The sequence below is a fragment of the Pseudomonas sp. MS19 genome (assembly GCF_013277615.1).
GTDB lineage: Bacteria > Pseudomonadota > Gammaproteobacteria > Pseudomonadales > Pseudomonadaceae > Aquipseudomonas > Aquipseudomonas marincola.
The window spans coordinates 239,562-261,408 of the sequence record NZ_VBTO01000008.1 but is presented as its reverse complement, the minus strand read 5'-3'; the positions used below and the strand labels follow the sequence as shown (position 1 = coordinate 261,408).

General features: G+C 56.9%; 18 protein-coding genes. 5 read left to right on the top strand and 13 right to left on the bottom strand.

All coding sequences use genetic code 11. The annotated features are described in order from the left end of the window. Positions 1 to 59 precede the first annotated feature (59 nt). The 3 genes from FEZ62_RS08380 to FEZ62_RS08370 all read right to left on the bottom strand — a co-directional run bounded on the left by FEZ62_RS08380 (position 60) and on the right by FEZ62_RS08370 (position 4,113). Positions 60 to 1,046, bottom strand: coding sequence for an ABC transporter substrate-binding protein (locus FEZ62_RS08380; protein ID WP_069899942.1), 987 nt, complete (start codon positions 1,044 to 1,046; stop codon positions 60 to 62). A gap of 141 nt (positions 1,047 to 1,187) precedes the next feature. Then, positions 1,188 to 2,570: an aspartate aminotransferase family protein gene (locus tag FEZ62_RS08375; RefSeq protein ID WP_069899943.1), complete on the bottom strand. Its 1,383-nt coding sequence runs from the start codon at positions 2,568 to 2,570 to the stop codon at positions 1,188 to 1,190. A gap of 52 nt (positions 2,571 to 2,622) precedes the next feature. Beyond that, positions 2,623 to 4,113, bottom strand: a complete 1,491-nt coding sequence (locus FEZ62_RS08370) for an aldehyde dehydrogenase family protein (RefSeq protein ID WP_172927585.1) — start codon at positions 4,111 to 4,113, stop codon at positions 2,623 to 2,625. Positions 4,114 to 4,495: 382 nt separating this feature from the next. On the opposite strand from FEZ62_RS08370, the gene FEZ62_RS08365 reads away from it, so the two are divergent. After that, positions 4,496 to 5,410, top strand: coding sequence for a LysR substrate-binding domain-containing protein (locus FEZ62_RS08365; RefSeq protein WP_069899944.1), 915 nt, complete (start codon positions 4,496 to 4,498; stop codon positions 5,408 to 5,410). Between the two features lie 263 nt (positions 5,411 to 5,673). Here the strand turns inward: FEZ62_RS08365 and FEZ62_RS08360 are convergent, their stop codons facing one another. Beyond that, on the bottom strand, positions 5,674 to 6,570 hold the full coding sequence (locus FEZ62_RS08360) for a M23 family metallopeptidase (protein WP_069899945.1): 897 nt from the start codon (positions 6,568 to 6,570) through the stop codon (positions 5,674 to 5,676). A 234-nt stretch (positions 6,571 to 6,804) separates the two neighbouring features. Here FEZ62_RS08360 and FEZ62_RS08355 point away from each other — a divergent pair, with 234 nt between their 5' ends. Next, positions 6,805 to 8,292 carry an acetyl-CoA hydrolase/transferase family protein gene (locus tag FEZ62_RS08355; protein ID WP_172927388.1) on the top strand — a complete coding sequence of 496 codons (1,488 nt, stop codon included), beginning with the start codon at positions 6,805 to 6,807 and terminating at the stop codon, positions 8,290 to 8,292. A 157-nt stretch (positions 8,293 to 8,449) separates the two neighbouring features. On the opposite strand, the gene FEZ62_RS08350 is transcribed toward FEZ62_RS08355, so the two are convergent. From FEZ62_RS08350 to FEZ62_RS08325, 6 genes are all read right to left on the bottom strand, one after another. After that, positions 8,450 to 9,343 carry a response regulator gene (locus FEZ62_RS08350; RefSeq protein WP_172927387.1) on the bottom strand — a complete coding sequence of 298 codons (894 nt, stop codon included), beginning with the start codon at positions 9,341 to 9,343 and terminating at the stop codon, positions 8,450 to 8,452. A 118-nt stretch (positions 9,344 to 9,461) separates the two neighbouring features. Beyond that, complete coding sequence (phoU, locus tag FEZ62_RS08345; RefSeq protein ID WP_172927386.1) at positions 9,462 to 10,208, bottom strand: phosphate signaling complex protein PhoU; 747 nt, start codon at positions 10,206 to 10,208, stop codon at positions 9,462 to 9,464. A 247-nt stretch (positions 10,209 to 10,455) separates the two neighbouring features. Next, the gene (gene pstB / locus FEZ62_RS08340; RefSeq protein WP_090512345.1) at positions 10,456 to 11,289 is read right to left on the bottom strand and encodes a phosphate ABC transporter ATP-binding protein PstB; all 834 of its coding nucleotides are present in this window, start codon (positions 11,287 to 11,289) and stop codon (positions 10,456 to 10,458) included. Positions 11,290 to 11,394: 105 nt separating this feature from the next. Further along, positions 11,395 to 13,011, bottom strand: coding sequence for a phosphate ABC transporter permease PstA (gene pstA, locus FEZ62_RS08335; RefSeq protein WP_172927584.1), 1,617 nt, complete (start codon positions 13,009 to 13,011; stop codon positions 11,395 to 11,397). Between the two features lie 75 nt (positions 13,012 to 13,086). Continuing rightward, complete coding sequence (locus tag FEZ62_RS08330) at positions 13,087 to 15,372, bottom strand: ABC transporter permease subunit (RefSeq protein WP_172927385.1); 2,286 nt, start codon at positions 15,370 to 15,372, stop codon at positions 13,087 to 13,089. Positions 15,373 to 15,542: 170 nt separating this feature from the next. After that, positions 15,543 to 16,511 carry a phosphate ABC transporter substrate-binding protein PstS gene (locus tag FEZ62_RS08325; RefSeq protein ID WP_172927384.1) on the bottom strand — a complete coding sequence of 323 codons (969 nt, stop codon included), beginning with the start codon at positions 16,509 to 16,511 and terminating at the stop codon, positions 15,543 to 15,545. Between the two features lie 367 nt (positions 16,512 to 16,878). Between FEZ62_RS08325 and FEZ62_RS08320 the strand changes: the two genes are divergently transcribed. Continuing rightward, positions 16,879 to 17,280 carry an acyl-CoA thioesterase gene (locus FEZ62_RS08320; RefSeq protein ID WP_090512353.1) on the top strand — a complete coding sequence of 134 codons (402 nt, stop codon included), beginning with the start codon at positions 16,879 to 16,881 and terminating at the stop codon, positions 17,278 to 17,280. A gap of 89 nt (positions 17,281 to 17,369) precedes the next feature. Here FEZ62_RS08320 and FEZ62_RS08315 read toward each other — a convergent pair whose 3' ends face one another. The 3 genes from FEZ62_RS08315 to FEZ62_RS08305 form a co-directional block, all read right to left on the bottom strand. Beyond that, complete coding sequence (locus FEZ62_RS08315) at positions 17,370 to 17,693, bottom strand: transcriptional regulator (RefSeq protein WP_172927383.1); 324 nt, start codon at positions 17,691 to 17,693, stop codon at positions 17,370 to 17,372. Positions 17,694 to 17,698: 5 nt separating this feature from the next. Next, positions 17,699 to 18,037, bottom strand: a complete 339-nt coding sequence (locus FEZ62_RS08310) for a type II toxin-antitoxin system RelE/ParE family toxin (protein ID WP_172927382.1) — start codon at positions 18,035 to 18,037, stop codon at positions 17,699 to 17,701. Positions 18,038 to 18,172: 135 nt separating this feature from the next. Further along, positions 18,173 to 19,273: a TRAP transporter substrate-binding protein gene (locus FEZ62_RS08305; RefSeq protein ID WP_172927381.1), complete on the bottom strand. Its 1,101-nt coding sequence runs from the start codon at positions 19,271 to 19,273 to the stop codon at positions 18,173 to 18,175. Between the two features lie 396 nt (positions 19,274 to 19,669). Between FEZ62_RS08305 and FEZ62_RS08300 the strand changes: the two genes are divergently transcribed. Beyond that, the gene (locus FEZ62_RS08300; RefSeq protein ID WP_069899956.1) at positions 19,670 to 20,215 is read left to right on the top strand and encodes a TRAP transporter small permease subunit; all 546 of its coding nucleotides are present in this window, start codon (positions 19,670 to 19,672) and stop codon (positions 20,213 to 20,215) included. Continuing rightward, positions 20,208 to 21,584, top strand: coding sequence for a TRAP transporter large permease subunit (locus FEZ62_RS08295; protein WP_069899957.1), 1,377 nt, complete (start codon positions 20,208 to 20,210; stop codon positions 21,582 to 21,584). The genes FEZ62_RS08300 and FEZ62_RS08295 overlap by 8 nt, the downstream gene beginning before the upstream one ends. The last annotated feature ends 263 nt before the right edge of the window (positions 21,585 to 21,847 follow it).

The window sequence follows — 21,847 nt, the reverse complement described above, 5'->3', positions numbered from 1 at the left end:
ACATCAGGCTAAGAAATAGCAGCCGTGCGCAGTGCCGTGGCGCTGCGCACGAAAGACGCTTACTGGGTGACGAAACTGTTGTCGACCAACTCGTCATAGGCAACGTTGTAAGTCTTGCCTTGCAGCTCGCTCCACGTCTCGTTAGCCATCTTGATGATGGTGCTGATATCGCCTTCCTTGCCTGCGGTGCCGAGCAGTTTCTCGCTCATCGCCTGGTCATAGAAACGCACGCCCTTCGCTGCTTCCGCCAGCTCAGCCGGATCGGAAAGATAACCACCCACGCCCTTGGCCATGATCTTGTAGGCGTCTTCGGGATGCTCTTTGGTGTACTCAACCGCCTTGTACAAGCCAGTCACCAGCGCCTTCACATCGTCCGGTTGCTTGTCGATCACGTCGCAGGACAACGCCACGACATCGACAATTACGCCTGGTGTTTTACTGCTGTCGACCAGCACTTTGCCTTCGCCTTTGGCGCGCACCATCGACAAATGCGGCTCCCACGTCACAGCCGCCGGAATGCGGCCGGCGATAAACGCGGTAGCGGCGTCATCGGCGGTCATGTTCTGGATATCCAGATCAGACATTTTCATGCCTTGCTGCTTGAGCAAATACGACAACCAGAACTGCGAAACCGAGCCCTCGTTGACCGCCACCGACTTGCCCTTGAGATCACTCAGGCTGTTCACGTCGTTGCCGACCAGAACGCCATCGCCGCCATAGCTCTCATCCAGCGCGGCAACCGCCTTGAAACAGAAATCCTTGTTGCGGTACTTGAGCACCTCGTCCAGCGTCGAAGCCGAGCCCGACAACTGGCCGGACGCCTGAGCCGCCATGTACATGGCTGCCTCTTCGATGGTGGTGAGTTTTACATCGAGGCCTTGTTCCTTGAAGTAGCCCAGATCACGCGCCAGATACAAGGTGCCGTAACCTACCCAAGTGGTGTGGCCGATCTCCAGCGTACCCGCCTGAGCGGTAGCACTGACGCCAGCGGCCAGAGCGGCGCAGGCGATGGAACGGGTGAGTGTTTTACGCAAGGTCTTCTTCATGGAGCACTCCCACAGCCTCTCGGCTTGTTATTGGTTTAAATGTGGCAGAGCAGGCCAAAGGCCAAAGTTTCTCCATGGCGCCTGTCGTGATGACAGGCGCCTTGTTATCGCATATGCCCTCTGACGGGGCTTTTTGGAGGGTTACAGCAGGCCCAGATCGCGGGCAGTACGGTCGACGGCGCGGCGGGTTTTCTCGACCAGCTCGTCAATATCAGCGTGATTGGCAACCAGCGCCGGCGCCATGATCATGCGGCCCAGAGTCGAGCGGATAATCACCCCTTCCTCAAAGCCGTAGGTACGGCATTTCCAGGTGAGGTCGCCCTCATTGGCGAAGCGTTTGCGGCTGGCTTTGTCTTCGCTGAACTGCAACGCCGCAACCAAACCAGTGCCCTGAATTTCACCAATCAGCGGATGGTTGGCAAAGTTCTCTTGCAGGGCTTTGTGCAGATACGGGCCGGTGTCGTTCTTCACCTGCGTGACGATCTGCTCATCGCGGATTGCCTTGAGGTTGGCAATCGCCACCGCTGCTGCAACCGGGTGACCGGAATAAGTCAGGCCGTGGGCAAAAACTCCGCCTTGCTCGACCAGTACTTCAGCCATGCGCTTGCTCAGAATCAGGCCGCCCATTGGGATGTAGCCGCTGGTCAGGCCCTTGGCGATGGTCAGGGTGTCGGGTTCGAAACCGAAGTGCTGGTGAGCGAACCATTCGCCGGTGCGGCCAAAGCCACCGATCACTTCATCGGCGCACAGCAGCACGTCGTACTTGCGGCAAATACGCTGAATTTCCGGCCAGTAGGATTCCGGCGGGAAGATCATGCCACCAGCGCCCTGGAACGGTTCGGCCACGAATGCCGCCACGTTCTCGGCGCCCAGTTCGAGGATTTTGCTTTCCAGTTCACGCGCCGACTTGAGGCCGAATTCTGCCGGGGTCATGTCGCCGCCATCGGCGAAATAGTAAGGCTCACCGATGTGCGCAAAGTCCGGCAGCATGCCGCCCATTTCGTGCATGAAGCCCATGCCGCCCAGCGCGGTGCTGGCCAGAGTTGAGCCGTGATAGCCGTTCCAACGGCCAATCATGATCTTCTTCTGCGGCTTGCCGAGCACCTGCCAGTAACGGCGCACGGTGCGGATCAGTACTTCGTTACCCTCGGAACCCGAGTTGGTGTAAATGGCGTGGCTGTAGTGGCTCGGCAACAAGCTGAACAGCAACTCGGACAGCTCGATAACCGCCGGGTGCGTGGTGTGGAAGAACATGTTGTAGTAAGGCAGCTGCTCCAGCTGGCGCGTCGCAGCGGCCGCGAGGTCTTTGCGGCCATAGCCCAGATTGGTGCACCACAGCCCGGACATCCCGTCGAGGTAACGCTTGCCGTCGTTATCCCAAAGGCTCAGGCCTTCACCTTTGACCATGACCCGTGCGCCTTCTTCATTCAGCGCCTTCTGGTCAACAAAGGCATGGATATGGTGAGCAGCATCCAGTGCCTGATAATCTTCGGTGGTACGTTGCGGGTTGATCGGGGCAGTCATTGCAAGGCTCCTCTACACAGTTCTCGGGATTGGCATCGTTAGGCCGATCGCCTTATCGCAGCTGAAACCAGGTGGTCTTCAGCTGGGTATATTTATCAAATGAATGCAGCGACAGATCGCGGCCAAAGCCGGATTGCTTGCCGCCGCCAAACGGTACGGTGACATCCAGCGCATCCACGGTATTCACCGACACCGTGCCGGCGCGCAGCTTGCGGGCAACACGATGAGCGCGGTTCAAATCATCACTCCACACAGAAGCGGCGAGCGCGTAGATCGAGTCATTGGCAAGGCGAATTGCCTCGTCTTCGTCATCGAACGGAATCACCGCCAGCACCGGCCCAAATACCTCTTCGCGGGCAATGCGCATGTCGTTGCTAACGCCACAGATAATCGTCGGTTCAACGAAGTTGCTCGAACCGTTATGGCTGCTTTGCTTGCCGCCACAGACAACCTGCGCCCCTTCGCTGCGAGCGGTTTCAATCGCGGCGATAATTTGCGTGGTCTGACGACTATCAACAATCGCACCCGCGGTGCTCGCCGGATTCAGCGGGTCACCTGGCAGCCATTGGCGAGACTTGGCGATCAGCCGCTCGACAAACTCATCGTGAACCGAGCGCTCAACCAGCAAGCGCGAGTTGGCCGTGCACACCTCGCCCTGATTGAAAAAGATACCGAACGCCGCTTTTTCCGCTGCCAGGTCGAGGTCCTGACAGTCAGCAAACACCAGATTGGCGCTCTTGCCGCCACACTCCAGCCACACCTGCTTGAGGTTGGACTGCGCGGCGTATTGCATGAAGTATTTGCCCACTTCGGTCGAACCGGTAAACACCAGGCAATCGACATCCATGTGCAGGCCCAAGGCCTTGCCAGTGACTTCGCCCAGCCCCGGCAGCACGTTGAATACGCCCGGCGGAACGCCCGCCTCCAGCGCCAGCTGACCAAGACGCAACGCCGAGAATGGCGACTGCTCGGCGGGTTTCAGAATCACCGAGTTACCGGCAGCCAGCGCCGGCGCCAGCTTCCAGGCGGCCATATCCAGCGGGAAATTCCACGGCACAACGGCGGCGATTACGCCCAGCGGCTCGCGGGTAATCGTGGCCAGTACATTGCTAGCGCTAGGCGCGACCTGATCGTAGATCTTGTCGACGCTCTCGGCGTACCAGCTAAACACGTTAGCCGCACCCGGCACATCAATGTTCCAGGCATCCATCACCGGCTTGCCCATGTTCAACGAGTCGAGCAGCGCCAGCTCTTCGCGATTGGCCATCATCAAATCAGCCAGCTTGAGCAAAACCTGCTTGCGCTCAACCGGTGCCATACGCGCCCAGGGACCGTTCTCGAACGTGTCACGAGCAACACTCACAGCGCGATCAACGTCGCCTGCGCTGCACGCTGCAACATTGGCCAGCAACTCATTAGTGGCCGGGTTGACCGAGGCAAAAGTGGCACCCGACTCGGCCGTTACAAACTCGCCATTGATCAGCGCCTTGTCGATGAAACTCAGCGCTTGAGCGCGTTGTTGCCAATCAGTCAGTTCCAACACTTTCACATCCCCTTCCCGTGCCACATTCAAAGCGTACTGGCGAGTTGAATTACGATGAGGCAGATGGTGGCTCAAGCGGCCAAGAAGGAAAATTAGTAAATATGTCTTCGGGGTATATGAAAAAACTGGTCAGGCAAGCACCAACAAAGTGCGCCATGCTGGGTTATTGTGCATAACACAGCGGTCGCGACAGTAGCGTCAGTTTCCCAATAGCCGTTACCGCGCGGCAATAAATACCAAACCCAATAAAACCAGCGCATTGAGGGTTATCCACAGGCAGCAAGGCGCACTCCTTGCTTGAACCTGATCAATGCAAACTGCAGATAGTGACTAACCCCGTGCCCCATCCTGAGACTTCTCAGAGGCACGTTCGAGGCTAACCGTGGCAACCTATACCCTGCGTCAACTCAAATACTTTGTAACCACCGTCGAATGCGGCAGTGTGGCCGAGGCTTCCCGCAAGCTGTACATCGCCCAGCCGTCGATTTCGACCGCCATCAAAGGCCTGGAAGAAAGCTTTGGCGTGCAGCTGTTCATCCGTCACCACGCTCAGGGCGTGTCACTCACACCGAGTGGCGCACGCTTTTACCGCAAGGCTCAGGAACTGCTGCGCATGTCGCACGAGTTCGAGCAAAACGCCCTCGCCGATAACGATGTAGTCAGCGGCCAGATCGACATCGGCTGCTTCGAAACCGTCGCCCCGCTCTACCTGCCGCGCCTGATTGCCGGCTTTCGCAAACTCTATCCCGGCGTTGAAATTCGCATCTTCGATGGCGAACAACAGGAACTGGTACAAGGACTGACCGCCGGACGCTTCGACCTGGCAATTGTTTACGACCACGACCTCGACGCCACCATCGAAACCGCACCTCTGATGCCGCCGCAGCCGCCCTACGCGCTGCTGCCTGCGGGCCATCGCTTCGCCCAGCAAGCCAAGGTTTCCCTGCGTGATCTGGTCCTCGAACCCATGATCCTGCTCGACGTACAGCCCAGCCGTACCTACTTCGTCAGCCTGTTCGAAGAACTTGGGCTGAACCCGAACATCGGCTTCAGCTCACCCTCGATAGAGATGGTCCGCGGCATGGTCGGCCAAGGTTTCGGCTTCTCGGTGCTGGTCACCAAACCGCACTCCGAATGCACCTACGACGGCCAGAAAGTCGTCACCGTCGACATCGCCGACGCCGTCACCGGCTCCGGCCTGATCGCCGCCTGGCTAAAACGCTCACAACTAACCAAACCCGCGCAGTTGTTCGTCGAATACTGCAAAGAACAACTAACACCCGCAGCTCAGGAATAAATACTCCCTGCTCCGCTCAAACACCCAAAATAAGCGCGACGCCGCCCCGCCCTCTATCCAGAACATAAAAGGAAGGCCTGCGAACAGAGCAACACAAAACTAAGGCATTAAGATCTGCTCAGCCCAACCAGCGCCCATGCCCTCTATTAAAAATATCGAGGGTCTGTGGGCTGGGTGAGGCAAGGCGCAAGCAGCGAAGTTTGGTCTACCAAATGAGCTGTGCAGTAACGCAGCATCACACGCTCACAGCCCCTCGAAGCGATCTAGTCGCCGCCTACGGCAAAGTTCGGTAGCGAATTCACGGGCTGATTAAAGTCAAAAGGAATCGACTCCAGCGCCAGCCCGACGTTGCGCTGCACCACGAAGTGCAGATGCGGGCCACTGCTGTTGCCGGTATTACCGGACAACGCCAGGAGCGATCCGGTGCTGACGTGCTGGCCTTCGTGGACTTTGACTGAGCCCTTTTTGAGGTGCAGGTAAACGCCCATTGTGCCGTCGCTGTGGAGGACGCGAACGTAGTTGCCGGAGGGGTTGTTACCGCGACCACTTTGCTGGTTTTCGGTTTTCACCACGACGCCTCCGCGCGCCGCAACAATCGGGGTGCCGACTGGCATGGCTATGTCCAGTGCGTAACGCCCTTTGGGGGTGAAGTGCGAGTATTTGCCGTTGGCCCCTTGAGACAGGCGGAATGGACCACCGCGCCAGGGTAATGGATACTTTTTCTGGGTTGGCAGCAGCCGTGGATCACCCAGCGCATAGTTGAGTGAGGTTTTGTACTTGAAGGGCTTGGTTGGGTCGAGCGCTGCCAGCGTGGCCAGACGAATCTTGCTGCGGGGCTGCAGAATCCATTCAATCGGGCCTTCGGATACGCCGGTGACATTACTCAGGTTGCTCAGATTGAGTCGGATTTGCACGGGCGCATAGAGGTCGTTACGCACAATCAGGGTTTCACCGGCCTGATGCTTTTTCACTTCAAGTTTGACCTGGTTATCCAGCTTCTCAACCATTCGGTCACGAAACACGAACACCTTGGCACCCGCCGTTTCCTGGTCGGTGTATGTCACCACCCCATTCGCGTCGGTGTATTTGTAGATGGTCAGAGCCGCAGCCTCCCCGGCTGCAACCAGCATCATGCACAACAGTATGAAACGCCCTAGCATAAAAATTCTGATCTTATGTATTGGTGAGATATGCCGATTTGCAGACTAGCAGCCCCGTTGTTTGGGTGCGAGATGCGCGGGCCGTGGTTGTGCGCTATCTCTCGGGCAAAACCGACGACCGGTCATCCACAACAGGCAGAATAGAGCGGGCTATTGGACTTATGTACTAGAGGCTTTACGGCTCGGTGCGCCTAGACTGCGGCCCTTTATTTAGGCCGTGTTCTGAGGTTTTGCATGCACCGTGTTCGCCTACCCGCCCTGATGGACAAAGTAATGAGTGCGGCCGACGCCGCCCTGCTGATCGAAGACGGCATGACCGTTGGCATGAGCGGTTTCACCCGTGCCGGCGAAGCCAAGGCGGTTCCTCAAGCATTGGCTGAGCGCGCTCGCTTGCAGCCGCTGCAAATTACCCTGATGACGGGCGCCAGCCTGGGTAACGATCTCGACAAGCAACTCACCGAGGCCGGGGTTTTGGCCCGTCGCATGCCGTTTCAGGTGGACTCGACCTTGCGCAAGGCAATCAACGACGGCAGCGTGATGTTTATCGACCAGCATCTGTCGGAGACGGTCGAGCAGCTGCGTAATCACCAACTCAAGCTGCCGGACATTGCTGTTATCGAGGCTGTCGCCATCACCGAGCAGGGCCATATTGTGCCAACCACTTCGGTGGGCAACTCGGCCAGCTTCGCGATTTTCGCCAAGCGCATCATTGTTGAGATCAACATGGCGCACAATCCGAATCTCGAAGGCCTGCACGACATTTATATCCCTACCTATCGGCCGACCCGCACGCCGATTCCACTGACGGATGTACAACAGCGCATCGGCACACCGGCCATCGCCATCGACCCGGCGAAAATTGCCGCGATCGTGATCACCAATCAGCCAGACTCGCCGTCTACCGTGCTGCCGCCAGACACCGAAACCCAGGGCATTGCCGATCACCTGATCGAGTTCTTCAAAGCCGAAGTGACTGCCGGGCGCATGACCAACGAACTCGGCCCGTTGCAGGCGGGTATCGGCAGCATCGCCAATGCGGTGATGTGTGGTCTGATCGATTCGCCATTCGAGAACCTGAGCATGTACTCCGAGGTGCTGCAGGACTCGACCTTTGACCTGATTGACGCGGGCAAGCTGCGCTTTGCCTCGGGCAGTTCGATCACCTTGTCGGGCCGGCGCAATGCCGATGTGTTCGGCAATCTGGATAAGTACAAAGACAAACTGGTACTGCGCCCGCAGGAAATTTCCAATCATCCGGAAGTGGTTCGCCGTCTGGGCATCATCGGGATCAACACGGCGCTGGAGTTCGACATCTACGGTAACGTCAACTCGACTCACGTGGGCGGCACCAAGATGATGAATGGCATTGGCGGCTCGGGTGACTTCGCCCGTAATGCGCACTTGGCGATCTTCGTCACCAAGTCGATTGCCAAAGCTGGCGCGATCTCCAGTGTGGTGCCAATGGTCAGCCATGTTGACCACACCGAACACGACGTCGACATTCTGGTCACCGAACAAGGGCTGGCGGATCTACGCGGTCTGGCACCGCGCGAACGGGCCCGGGCAATTATCGAAAACTGCGTGCACCCGGACTTCCGCGCTCCGCTGCAGGATTATTTCGATCGTGCGTGCGCCAAGGGCGGCCATACCCCGCACTTGCTGCGCGAGGCCATGAGCTGGCACATCAATCTGGAAGAATGCGGACGCATGCTTGCAAGCTAATCGCTAAAACAAGGCCCGCGCAATGCGGGCCTTGTTTTGTCACCCTCGCCAAATCGCACGATCTACCTATTCGCCATTGGCCGCAGCAAAAACCCCAAACCGGTGGTTTGCACCAGTGGGCAAGCTGTGAGTTGCGCAACTCACCTGCAAGGCGTTCTCAAGCTCCGGGGATGAAGTGCTTTTGCGGGGAGCCGCGAGCGATCATGCGCGACAGGTAATCGAGTTTCTGCGCATCGCTGTCAACAAAGCGTAGCGTCAGTTGCAGCCATTCGCTGTCCGGCTTCGGCTCGAAGGCGGCAACGGCATGCAGGTAACCATTCAAGCGGGCAACTTCGGCGTTATCGCCCTGCTCCAGATCCAGCACTGCGCTGGCCAGCACTTGCGGCAACGACTCAGTGCGCTTGACCACCAGCAAGGCTTCCTTGAGGCTCAGCGCCTTGATCACGCAAGCCGTGCTTGAATCAGCCAGGCGCAACTGACCCTGACCGTAACCGGCGGCCGTCTTCTTCGGTATTGGCGGTGCAACAGACTCACGCGCCTGCGTCGGCGCAGCGCTTGGGGGCGCCGCGCTTTCGGTCTTACCGGCGGTCAATGCCGACAGCGAGTCATTGGCGAAAGAGCCACTGCTGAGTATTTTCGGTGGCGTGCGTGGCTCCAGATTCTGCAAAACGCCGGAACGATGCAGGGCCTTTTTAACCTTGGTGATCAGTTGTTCATTGGAGAACGGCTTGCCGATGAAGTCGGAAACACCGGCCTGAATGGCCTGCACCACGTTCTCTTTGTCACCGCGGCTGGTAACCATGATGAACGGCGTGGTCTTCAGACTGTCTTGTCCACGGCACCAGGTGAGTAGCTCAAGGCCGGACATTTCCGGCATTTCCCAGTCACACAGGATCAGCTCTACAGGTTGGCGATTGAGCAACTGCTGGGCTTTGCGCCCGTTAATCGCTTCTTCGATCTGCACGCCGGGCAGATGGTCGCGCAACGCCTTCTTCACCAGATCGCGGATGAAGTTGGCGTCATCAATTACCAGCACTCGGACTTTGCTCATCAGACCTACCTTGCAAACAGTTACCTGCAAGGTATCGGCAGTGCAGCTAAAAACACCAGCGCTATCGCAGTATAAATTAGCAGCCCCTCAACTTGCGTATGAGAGGCCGCTAAAAAGCTTATTGGGCTTTGTTGTCTGGGTTGCTGGCGGTGCCTTCAACTTCTTCCGCCATGCGCTTGAGGCCCATGTGGCGAACATCGGTACCGCGTACCAGATAAATCACCAGCTCGGAGATATTGCGCGCGTGGTCGCCGATACGTTCGAGCGAGCGCAACACCCAGATAATGCTCAACACGCGGGTAATCGAACGCGGGTCTTCCATCATGTAGGTCACCAGCTCACGCAGCGCCGTCTTGTACTCGCGGTCGATGGTCTTGTCGTACTGGGCAACGCTCAGTGCCAGATCAGCGTCGAAGCGGGCAAAGGCATCGAGCGACTCCTGCACCATGCGACGTACCTGATCACCAATGTGGCGAACCTCAACATAACCACGCGGCGCTTCGCCTTCTTCGCACAACTCGATGGCGCGTTTGGCGATCTTGCTGGCCTCATCACCAATGCGCTCCAGGTCGATTACCGACTTGGAGATGCTGATGATCAGTCGCAAATCAGACGCCGCCGGCTGGCGACGGGCAAGAATGCGCAGGCACTCTTCGTCGATGTTGGTTTCCATCTTATTGATTTGCTCATCCATCTCGCGCACCTGCTGCGCCAGACCGGAATCCGCTTCAATAAGCGAAGTCACCGCATCGTTAACCTGCTTCTCAACCAGCCCACCCATCGCCAGAAGATGGCTGCGCACCTCTTCCAACTCCGCATTGAACTGCTGAGAAATGTGATGGGTAAGACTGTCTTTATTAATCATGCTCAAGCCCTTGCGACGCGAAATTAGTTAAACCCAAAAAACCGAAAGCCAAATCTCAAACCCACTGCCAAAACGCTACTCGTCAAAGTCAAACCCGACGCTTGATCCAAGGGCTCAAGCCTTGGGCGCTTCGCCGGAGTCGGGCCCTGTCAGGCAGTGCCGAGCAAGAAGGCTGGCCGCAGACAGCACGCCCAGTACGGCAAGGCCTGCCGCCGCTCAGTGCGCCTGAAAGGGGCCGAAGCGATCATCAACCGTAGCGACCGGTGATGTAATCCTCGGTCTGCTTTTTGTCTGGATTAGTGAACAACGTATCGGTGTCGCCGTACTCGATCAACTTGCCCATGTACATGAACGCGGTGTAGTCGGAAACCCGCGCCGCCTGTTGCATGTTGTGGGTCACGATGACGATGGTGTACTTGGATTTCAGTTCGTAGATCAGCTCTTCAACTTTCAGCGTCGAGATCGGATCGAGGGCTGAGCAAGGCTCATCGAGCAGTAGAACTTCTGGCTGTACCGCAACGGTACGCGCGATCACCAGACGCTGTTGCTGACCACCGGACATGCCCAATGCCGACTCGTGCAGACGGTCTTTTACTTCATCCCACAGCGCTGCACTTTTCAGTGCCCACTCAACGGTTTCATCGAGAATGCGCTTCTGGTTCACGCCTTGAATACGCAGGCCGTAGACCACGTTTTCATAGATGCTTTTCGGAAATGGGTTCGGCTTCTGGAACACCATGCCGACGCGACGACGCAGGTCGGCAACGTCTTCGCCCTTACGGTAGATGTTGGTGCCGTCGAGGTTCACTTCACCTTCAACGCGGCAACCATCAACCAGGTCATTCATGCGGTTGAAGGTGCGCAACAGGGTCGACTTGCCGCAACCCGACGGACCGATGAAGGCAGTAACACGCTTCTTCGGAATGTTCAGGCTGACGTCAAACAGTGCCTGCTTGTCGCCGTAATAGAGGTTCAGGCCCGGCACTTCGATCGCGGTCGTTTCCGAGGCGAGATCAAGGCTCTGCTTTTCGCGGCCAAGGGCTGAAATGTCGATACCGTGTGTGGGTGTTCCGTGCTGCATGGGATGCTCCCTACGCTAACAATTTGTTGAGAAACCACTGAAACTCAGGCAATCAGGTTTCAGCGGTTTCTATCTGCGCAGATGCGGGCATCTGCGAAAAAATGATTAATGATCCAGCGCCTTGTACTTCTCGCGCAGGTGGTTACGGATGAATACCGCGCTGAGGTTAAGCAGCGCAATCACCAGCACCAGCAACAGCGCTGTGGCGTATACCAACGGGCGGGCAGCCTCGACGTTAGGGCTCTGGAAGCCAACGTCATAAATATGGAAGCCCAGGTGCATAATCTTCTGGTCGAGGTGCAAGTAGGGGTAGTTGCCATCAACCGGCAACGACGGCGCCAGCTTGACCACGCCCACCAGCATCAGCGGTGCCACTTCACCGGCTGCGCGGGCAACCGCCAGAATCAGACCGGTCATCATCGCCGGGCTGGCCATTGGCAGCACCACTTTCCACAGGGTTTCAGCCTTGGTTGCGCCGAGCGCCAATGAGCCTTCACGCAGGGCGCGGGGAATCCGTGCCAGGCCTTCTTCGGTCGCCACAATCACCACGGGTACCGCCAGAATAGCCAGCGTCAGCGATGCCCATAACAAGCCAGGCGTACCGAAAGTAGGTGCCGGTGCGGCCTCGGGGAAGAAGATCCGGTCGAGCGAGCCGCCCAGTACATAGACGAAGAAGCCCAAACCAAACACCCCGTAAACAATCGCCGGAACCCCGGCAAGGTTGTTTACCGCGATACGGATCGTGCGGGTCAGCGGCCCTTGCTTGGCGTATTCACGCAGGTATATCGCCGCCAGTACACCAAACGGGGTAACGATGACCGCCATGATCAAGGTCATCATGATGGTGCCGAAAATCGCCGGGAAGATACCGCCTTCGGTGTTGGCCTCACGCGGATCATCGCTGACGAACTCCCACACCTTGGCGCCATAGAAGCTCAGTTTCTGGCCAATGCCCATGGCGTTAGGCTGATAGGCACGAACCACTTTGCCCAAGCTGATTTCCTGCTCGCGGCCATCAACAGTCTTCACTGTTACGGTGTCGCGATTGAACTCTTTGTTGAGCGCGACCAGTTGGGTTTCGAGCACTTTGTACTCGGCATCCCACTGCGCACGCTCAGCGTCGAGATCCGCCTGAGCAGCCGGGCTGAGTTCATCCTTGAGTTCGAGGCTGCGCTTTTTCAGGCGCAGGCCTTCCAAGCCGTAGTTGATGCGGCCGATGTCTTTCTTCTCAAGTTTGCTGATCTCGGCATGCAGCTCGTCGATGCGGGTGATGCGCTTTTGCAGCTCATCCCATGCTGCATCGCCCTCCGCCACCAAATTGCCGGACTCTTTGACATTGACCAGATAGCCGTAGAAGTTGCCCCACTCACGGCGCTCCATCACCACCATCTTCTCTGGGGTCTTCTTGTCGCTCATCCACTCATCGACCACCCAGCTGAAGTCCGCGCCGTACACATCACGGTTACCGACCTTGAACAGTTCACGGGTCATGAACTCGCCGCCTTTGACATCCACCGGCAAGCCGGCAGCCGCCAGACGAGCACGCGGGACTTCTTCAGCCTGCACCAGTTCACCGGCCATCACCCGTGGCGCTTCGCCCGGGATTTGATAAGTAGATTCAATTACATCGGCTGGCCAGAAGTGCGCCAGACCACGTGTGGCAATGACAGCTAACAGGCCGATGGTCATGATCACGGCGATGGAAACACCGCCGGCTGTCATCCAGACCCAAGGAGAACCGCTCTTGAACCAGGATTTGAGGTTTTGCTTTTTCACAGACGTCTACCTTCCCGAGTCTTAGAGCGAAGCGTATTTCTTACGCAGGCGGGTACGAATGATTTCAGCCAGCGTGTTCATCACGAAGGTGAAGCTCAACAGCACCAGCGCCGACAGGAACAGGATGCGGTAGTGGCTACTGCCCACTTCCGATTCCGGCATTTCCACCGCGACGTTGGCGGCCAGCGTACGCAGGCCTTCAAAGATGTTCATGTCCATGATCGGGGTGTTACCGGTGGCCATCAGTACAATCATGGTTTCACCAACCGCACGGCCCAGACCGATCATCAGTGCCGAGAAAATACCCGGGCTGGCTGTCAGGATCACCACACGGGTGAGGGTCTGCCACGGCGTTGCGCCAAGTGCCAGGGAGCCAAATGTAAGGCTCTTGGGCACACTGAACACAGCGTCTTCAGCAATCGAGTAGATGTTCGGGATGACCGCAAAACCCATCGCCAGACCAACCACCAGTGCGTTGCGCTGATCGAAGGCAATACCCAGGTCGTTGCTCAGCCACAGGCGCATGTCGCCGCCGAAGAACCAGTTTTCCATGTGTCCGCTCATGCTCAGCGAACCGCCGGCTACCAGCAGAATCACCGGAATCAGCAGAGCGGCTTCCCAGCCATCCGGAACGATCAGGCGGATGCGCTCAGGCAAGCGGCTCCAGCCATAAGCGGCAAGCAGAATGCCGATTGGCGTTAGCAACAATAAGCTGAATATGCCGGGCAGATGACCTTCGACATACGGCGCCAGAAACAGGCCGGCGAAGAAACCCAGAATAACCGTCGGCAATGCTTCCATCAGCTCAATGACCGGCTTGACCTTGCCGCGCAGGGCCGGAGCCATGAAGTAGGCGGTGTAGATTGCGGCGCAAATTGCCAGTGGCGCAGCCAGCAGCATCGCGTAGAAGGCTGCTTTCAGAGTACCGAATGTCAGCGGCGCGAGGCTCAGCTTTGGCTCGAAATCACTGTTGGCCGAGGTCGACTGCCAGATGTATTTGGGCTCGTCGTAGTTTTCGTACCAGACCTTACCCCACAGCGAACTCCAGGAAACTTCCGGGTGCGGGTTATCAATCTTGTAAGTTTGCAGCGTGCCATTCGACTCGACCAGCACACGCGATGCACGCGGTGACAGGGCTGCGACTGCATCGCCATCAGCAACCTTTTCAACCAGCAGGGTGCGGTGAGCGGTGCTGTGGAAAATACCCATATTGCCTTTCGCGTCCAGCGCCATGAAACCTTTACGGCGCTCTTCCGGCATGAATTGGGTAATCGGGCTGTCGCTCATCTGGAAGCCGCGAATGTGCGTGAGTGCCGACTTGCCGTCGTTGTCACGCACCATGAACCATTGGTCAATACCGCCCAGGCTGTTACCAATCAACAGCGAAATACCGCCCAGCAGTGGGCTCACTGCAGTTACTTCGGCATTGCCCGAAAGCAGGTTGTAACGGCCATTCAGGGTTTTGCTGCGCAGGTCGAACACACTGGCGGCAGACTTGCCGTTGAACACATAAAGCCACTGCTGACGCGGGTCGATCAGCATCGAACTTATCGGCTCAGCCATCTGCGGCAGGCTCAGACGCTCTTGCGACTGCGAGACTTCGCCGGTGAATTCATTTTCTTCATTGGTCATCGACAACACGTGCAATTCATTGCCGGTCGATGCCGAAATAATCAGGTTATCGCCATTCAGGTTCATCGCCACGTGCTCAAGCGGGCGACCCTGCGGGTCAAGGGCGATTGGTTCTTCGCCGAATGGATATTGCAGAACCGGGGTGATGGTTTTGACGTTGTTGGGATAAGTGACGGCGTAATTCTGCTTGAACACCAGCGCCTGACCATTGGACAGACCAATGATGGTGCGGCGGCTGCCCGGCTGATCTTCACTGTGCGAGGTGATGGTGGCACCCTCTGGCAGCGGCAGATCAAAGTTGGTCAGGGCCGAGCCATCTTTCATGGCAAAGAACTGCACGTGGCCTTCAGTATTGAGGCGCATGGCAACCTTGTTCTGTTCTTCCACCGCGAGCATCAGCGGTTTGCCTTCGCCAGCCAGCCAGCCAGGCTGCTGTTCGGTTTTTGCCTCGATACTGGCGCCAGAGAAGATCGGCATAACCACGTAGGCGAGGTAGAAGAAAATCAGGGTAATTGCACCCAGCACGGCCAGGCCGCCGATTGAAACGTACCAGCGCGCCATGCGGTCTTTGAGCGCACGTGAGCGACGCTTGCGCAGCAAGGCGGGCGTATTGAAGTCCAGCCGTTGGCTGCTGTTCGAAGGAGCGGTCATGGTTTCATTGGCCAAGTCGTTCATACAAAAATCTCTGGGGCGGGTTACGCACTCGCGCCGCTGATTAAAGCGGAAGCATGAATTTAACGATCTTGTGTGACAGAAAGATTACAGAGAGGTGACGCGACAACGCCCACCTCTCCAAAGGAGGGCGGGCGTTGCTGCTTGAGGCTATAAGAAGTCTTAAAGACGCCTTACAGGCCCAGGTCCTTCATGGTCTTGGCAACCACTTTGGAAGGCAGCGGGATGTAACCATCCTTGACCACAACTTCCTGACCTTGCTTGGACAGAACCATCTTCACGAATTCAGCTTCCAGCGGGCTCAGAGCCTTGTTTGGGGCCTTGTTCACGTAGACGTAAAGGAAGCGCGACAGCGGGTATTTACCTGCCAGAGCGTTGTCTTCAGTGGCCTCTTCAGCCTTGCCGTTCTTGTCCAGCAGCGCGACAGCACGAACGCTGGAGGTCTTGTAGCCAATGCCCGAGTAACCGATGGCGTTGATCGTGCTTGAGATCGACTGCACAACCGAAGCCGAACCCGGCTGCTCGTTCACGTTCGAACGGAAGTCACCTTTGCACAGGGCTTCTTCTTTGAAGTAACCGTAAGTGCCGGATACCGAGTTACGACCGAACAGCTGAACCGGCTTGCTAGCCCAGTCGCCAGTCAGACCAGCATCACCCCAGGTCTTGATTTCTTTAGCTTCGCCGCAAAGACGGGTGCTCGAGAAGATCGCGTCAACCTGTTGCATGCTCAGGCTTTTGATCGGGTTGTCTTTGTGTACGAATACAGCCAGGGCGTCGATAGCCACCGGGATTGCAGTTGGCTTGTAGCCATACTTTTCTTCAAAAGCCTGCAGCTCGGCATCTTTCATCTTGCGGCTCATCGGGCCGAGGTTGGAAGTGCCCTCAGTCAGTGCAGGTGGCGCGGTAGAAGAACCAGCAGCCTGAATCTGGATGTTTACGTTGGGGTAAAGTTTCTTGTAGTTCTCAGCCCAGAGAGTCATCAGGTTGGCCAGGGTGTCAGAGCCTACGCTCGACAAGTTACCCGAGACGCCCGAGGTCTTTTCATAGGTCGGCAGTGCCGGGTCGATAGCGGCTACCGCATTGGCGGTGGCGACGCCAGCGGCGACAAAAGTCATGGCCGCCATCAAACGCTTCAGATTCATGCCTTGCTCCTAGCAGAAAGGGTGTTGGAAAGAACGGGGCCATTATCTGCAGGCCTTGTGACCAATCTATGAAAGCAATGTGACAGTTAGATGACCGTGACATCCTTTTGCCACTTTTTATGCTTAAAACATGGCAAAAGTCGGCGAACAGCACGACATAAGCTGTGCTGGCAGTCGCCCAGCGACTGCTCAGTCGGTATACTCTGCATGCCCATGCTTTGAGGGTCTGCTAGCTATTTGACAGCGCAGCCTTTAGACCAGCGCCAAGCATGTGCCGGTTTATGCGTCGCACTCAGGTGCCTCGCAAGCATTTTTACCGAGCTGATACGCGCTGATAACAATAACCGCGCTGAGAGCCGTTAATTAGATGAACGATTTCGAACAGGAAGACCCGATACCACAAGGCGATCTGGCCCTTCAGATCACCGCCCTCCCCCGTGAAACCAATGGTTTTGGCGATATTTTCGGCGGTTGGCTGGTAGCTCAAATGGATTTGGCAGGCACGGCGATGGCCAGCAAGATTGCTGGCGGACGTGTTGCAACCGTTGCAATCGACCGCATGGCGTTTCTGGTGCCGGTAGCCGTTGGCGCGCAATTATCTTTTTATACCCAGGCGCTGGAAGTCGGCCGCAGCTCGATCCAGATGATGGTCGAGGTGTGGAGCGATGATCCGCTCTCAAGCGAGTGGCGCAAGGTAACCGAAGCCGTTTTCGTGTTCGTCGCCATTGATGGCAGCGGGAGAACCCGCTCACTCCCTCCACGCCGCTGAGCAGTCTGTAAAGCACAACCAACAGACACAAAAACGCCGACTCGAAAGTCGGCGTTTTTGCATGCGTACGTTTAAGGGCGGGAGTTAGCTCAAGCTGCGCGCACGGCGCGCACTTGAATCTCGACGCCCAGATTGGATCGAATGACCGCCAATATCGCCGCCAGATTATCCATGCTGGGGTTACCGCTGGCAGACAGCATGCGATGCAGGCTTTTGCTGGGCTTGCTGGTTTGCTTGGCAAGCTCTTCGAATCCGACAGTCGCGTTGACTAAATCGCGCAGAATTACTCGGGCGGTTTCAGGTTCGCCGTTGAGGAACAGGCTTGCGGCCTCATCAAGCAGCGACAGAGCAAACTCTGGATCGCGCTGCGCACGCTCGGCGATGGAATGTTTGAAGCTGCGGGTGAGCGCCATATCGGTTACCTCTTTCGCGTTGCCGCACGCTTGCGGCTTTTGTACTCGCGCAATAACTGTGCTGCACGTTTGATGTCGGCTTTCTGGCTGGCTTTGGTGCCACCAGCAAAGAGGATGATCAGCCGCGAGCCTTCTTCTACCAGATAGATTCTGTAGCCTGGCCCCCAATTGATGCGGTACTCGCCCAGCCCATCGAACCATTTGATATTGGCAGTGTTGCCCATTTCCATCCGCACAATTGCGGTGGAAACCTTGGCCGCAGCTTGCGCGTCCAACGCACAGAACCATGCGTTAAAAGGGCTTGAGTTATCCTCGCGCAAATATTCTTCAACAGTTATCGCCATACACAATGGTAACCAATATGTTACCAAAAAGCAAACGAACTACGACAATGTGGCTGGCTGAGTCCCAGCGCGCGACATTTTCCCCAGACACAAAAACGCCGACTCGAAAGTCGGCGTTTTTGCAGTCCCGCTAAATTAGCCGCGGATGTTGTAAATGTCTTTCTCGTTGGCCTCGGCGTATTCATACATACGCTCAAGGAATGCGCTCTGCTGAGCCCAAACCTTGGCCGCAACCGGGTCGGCTGCTGCAGTGGCGTCGACGACGCCCGATGCCACTTCCTTGAGCTTGGCCAGCACCTCATCCGGCAGACGACGCACGTCGACGCCTTCTTTCTTCAGCTGTTCCATGGCTTCCATGTTGCGCGTGTTGTAATCGTCGAGCATGTCGCCGTTCACATCACGGGCCGCTGCACGCACGATGGCTTGCAGGTCTTTTGGCAGGCTTTCCCATGCCTTGATGTTAACGTCCAGTTCGAACGTTACGTTCGGCTCTTGCCAGCCTGGTGTGTAGTAGTACTTGGCTGCTTTATGCAAACCCAGCGCCTGGTCGTTGTACGGACCAATCCACTCGGTAGCGTCGATGGCACCGGTTTGCAGTGCGGTGAAAATTTCACCCGCCGGCATGTTAACCACGGTACCGCCCATTTTGGTCAGCACTTCGCCGCCCAGACCCGGAGTACGCATTTTCAGGCCGTTGAAGTCATCAACCGAGTTGATTTCTTTGTTGAACCAGCCAGCGGTTTGTACGCCGGTAGCGCCGCACGCCATAGGCAGTACGCCGAAAGGCTTATACGCCTCTTCCCACAACTCCATGCCGCCACCCTTGTGCAGCCAGGCGTTCATTTCTTGGGCATTAGGGCCAAATGGCAAGGCGCAGAAGAACTGGGCAGCAGGCACTTTGCCTTTCCAGTAGTAAGGAGCACCGTGGCCCATTTCAGCAGTACCACGCGAAACAGCGTCGAAAACTTCAAGTGCCGGCACCAGCTCCCCAGCGGCGTAAACCTTGACCTTCAGACGACCATTACTCATCTCATTGACGAGCGTGGCGAAACGTTCGGCACCTACGCCAACGCCCGGAAAGTTTTTTGGCCACGAAGTAACCATCTTCCAGTTAAAAGTCTCACCACCCGCGCCTTTTTGGGGTTCGCCAGCAGTTTTAGCCTCTTCTTTGCAGCCTGCCAAAGCAGTAGCTGCCAGACCTACACCCGCGGCCGCGAGTATTTGACGACGTTTCATTCAATGCTCCTTCTTGTTGTATTGGTCTGACCACAGGATCACTGTTGGCAGACCACGCCTGACTAACATAGGGTGAACTAGCGCTCAAGCCTAGTAGATTCGACTAAAGTTGTAGTGCCATTGCCGCATTATCAACAGGTGCCTAGAATCGCCTGACTTTTCACTGCGTACAGTTTTGCGTGGCGAAAATGGGCTGAAATACGCTCAACTTTTGCTCCGGGCCTGGCCCCTCTGCAGATTAGGGACAATCTGATAACTGCCCTGAGCAGTTTTTTAGTGCCTGCAGAGTAGAAACTGAACAACAATATCACTGCAACTAATTGCTACATGATCGCGCGTCGTGGTTTCAGCTAGCCTGTGCCTGCAATTCTCACCCTATAACGATAAGGACTCCTTATGTCCGACAAGCCCCCACTTCCATTAGCAATCGCTCGTTTCATCGATGCACTGAACATGCGCTTCGGTCAGGCGTGTGCCTGGCTCACCGTATTTCTGGTGCTTGGTACAGCCGTCGTTGTGGTTCTGCGTTACGGTTTCGGGATTGGCGCCACCGCCCTGCAAGAAGCGGTGCTGTATGCACACGCCCTTGTCTTCATGGGTGCCTCCGCCTGGACACTGCAACGCAATGCCCACGTTCGAGTGGATATTTTCTACCAGAAGTTCAGCCCGAAACGTCAGGCGCTGGTCGACATCGGCGGCACGCTGCTGTTCCTGCTGCCGCTGTGCCTGTTCCTCGGCTGGAGCAGCTGGGATTACGTCGCCAACTCGTGGGCAACGCATGAAGCGTCCAGCGAGTCGGGCGGCCTGCATTACGTCTATCTGCAAAAAAGCATCATTCTGGTGTTGGTTGTGTCTCTGGTTCTGCAAGGCATCTCCGATCTGATCAAAGGTATTTATCTGCTCGCCGGTCGCCTGCCCGAGCCGGAGGTGAAACATGGCTGAGCTGATGCCGATTCTGCTGTTTATCTGTATCTGCGTGGCCTTGATGGCCGGCTATCCGGTGGCGTTCACCTTAGGTGGTGTATCGCTGGTTTTCGCCGGTATTGGCGTGCTGACCAACACCTTTGATGCAACCTATCTGAGCGCCCTACCCAACCGTCTGTTTGGCATCATGAACAACCAGACCATGTTGGCGGTGCCGCTATTCGTGTTCATGGGAGTGATGCTGGAGAAATCCAGGGTTGCCGAAGACCTGCTGGAGTCGATGTCGCGTTTGTTCGGCACTCTGCGTGGCGGCCTGGCCATCTCGGTTTGCGTGGTAGGCGCACTGCTTGCCGCTTCCACCGGTATCGTGGGTGCAACCGTAGTCACCATGGGTTTGCTGGCATTGCCAACCATGTTGCGTCGCGGTTACGACCCGGCCATTTCGACCGGCACACTCGCCGCGACTGGCACGTTGGGCCAGATCATCCCACCGTCGATCGTGCTGGTTTTGCTGGGTGACGTAATGTCCAGCGCCTACCAACAAGCACAGTTGAAGATGGGCATCTTCTCGCCCAAGACCGTCTCGGTGGGTGACCTGTTCGTCGGCGCGTTCCTGCCCGGCATGCTGCTGGTGGGCATGTACATTCTGTACATCATCGCGGTAGCCATTTTTCAACCGAAAAAACTGCCGGCGCTGCCGCAGGAAGAGCTCGGTCCGATCGAGTGGGGCAAGCTGGCCAATGCACTTATCCCGCCGCTGATTCTGATTGCGGCCGTGCTGGGCTCGATCCTTGCCGGTTACGCCACTCCGACAGAAGCTGCGGCGCTGGGTGCTTTGGGCGCAATGGTTCTGGCAACCGTGAAGCGCAAGCTGAACTTCACCCAACTGCGTGAAGTGGCTTACGGCACCACCGAAATCAGCGCGATGGTCTTCATGATCCTCATCGGCGCCTCGTTGTTCTCCCTGGTATTCCGCGGCTTCGGCGGCGAAATCCTGATCGAGGACGTATTCGCGCAATTGCCTGGCGGCGTACTGGGTGCGTTCTTCCTGGTGATGGTGGTGATTTTCTTCCTCGGCTTCATCCTCGACTTCATCGAAATCACCTTCGTGGTGGTGCCGATTGTGGGCCCGGTGTTGCTGGCGATGGGCCTCGACCCGATCTGGCTGGGGGTCATGATTGCACTCAACCTGCAAACATCCTTCCTGACGCCACCGTTTGGTTTTGCGCTGTTCTACCTGCGTGGTGTTACGCCACAGTCGGTTCCGACCAGCACGATCTACAAAGGTGTCGTGCCGTTTATCCTGATTCAGCTGTTCCTGCTGGTGATTGCCTACATGTATCCAGGCTTAATCACGTGGTTGCCTGAGCAGGTTTACGGCAACTAAATTGGCGGGTCAGGTTCGGCCCCTGAGGGCCTGATACTGCGTTGCTGCACCTCGCCATAGATGGCTATGGCTCGGTGCAGCGCCTTGTCTCAGGACCTCAGGTCCACGAACCTGACTCCACCAATTCGGTGACAGCTTGGTTAAGAGCAAGAGCGCTCATCATTTGATGGGCGTTTTTTATGGGCGAAAAGCAGTGCTAGAGATGGCTAAGGGCAAGAGCGCTTTTTTTGATGGGCATTTCGAGACTGGCGAATAGCCCTGCG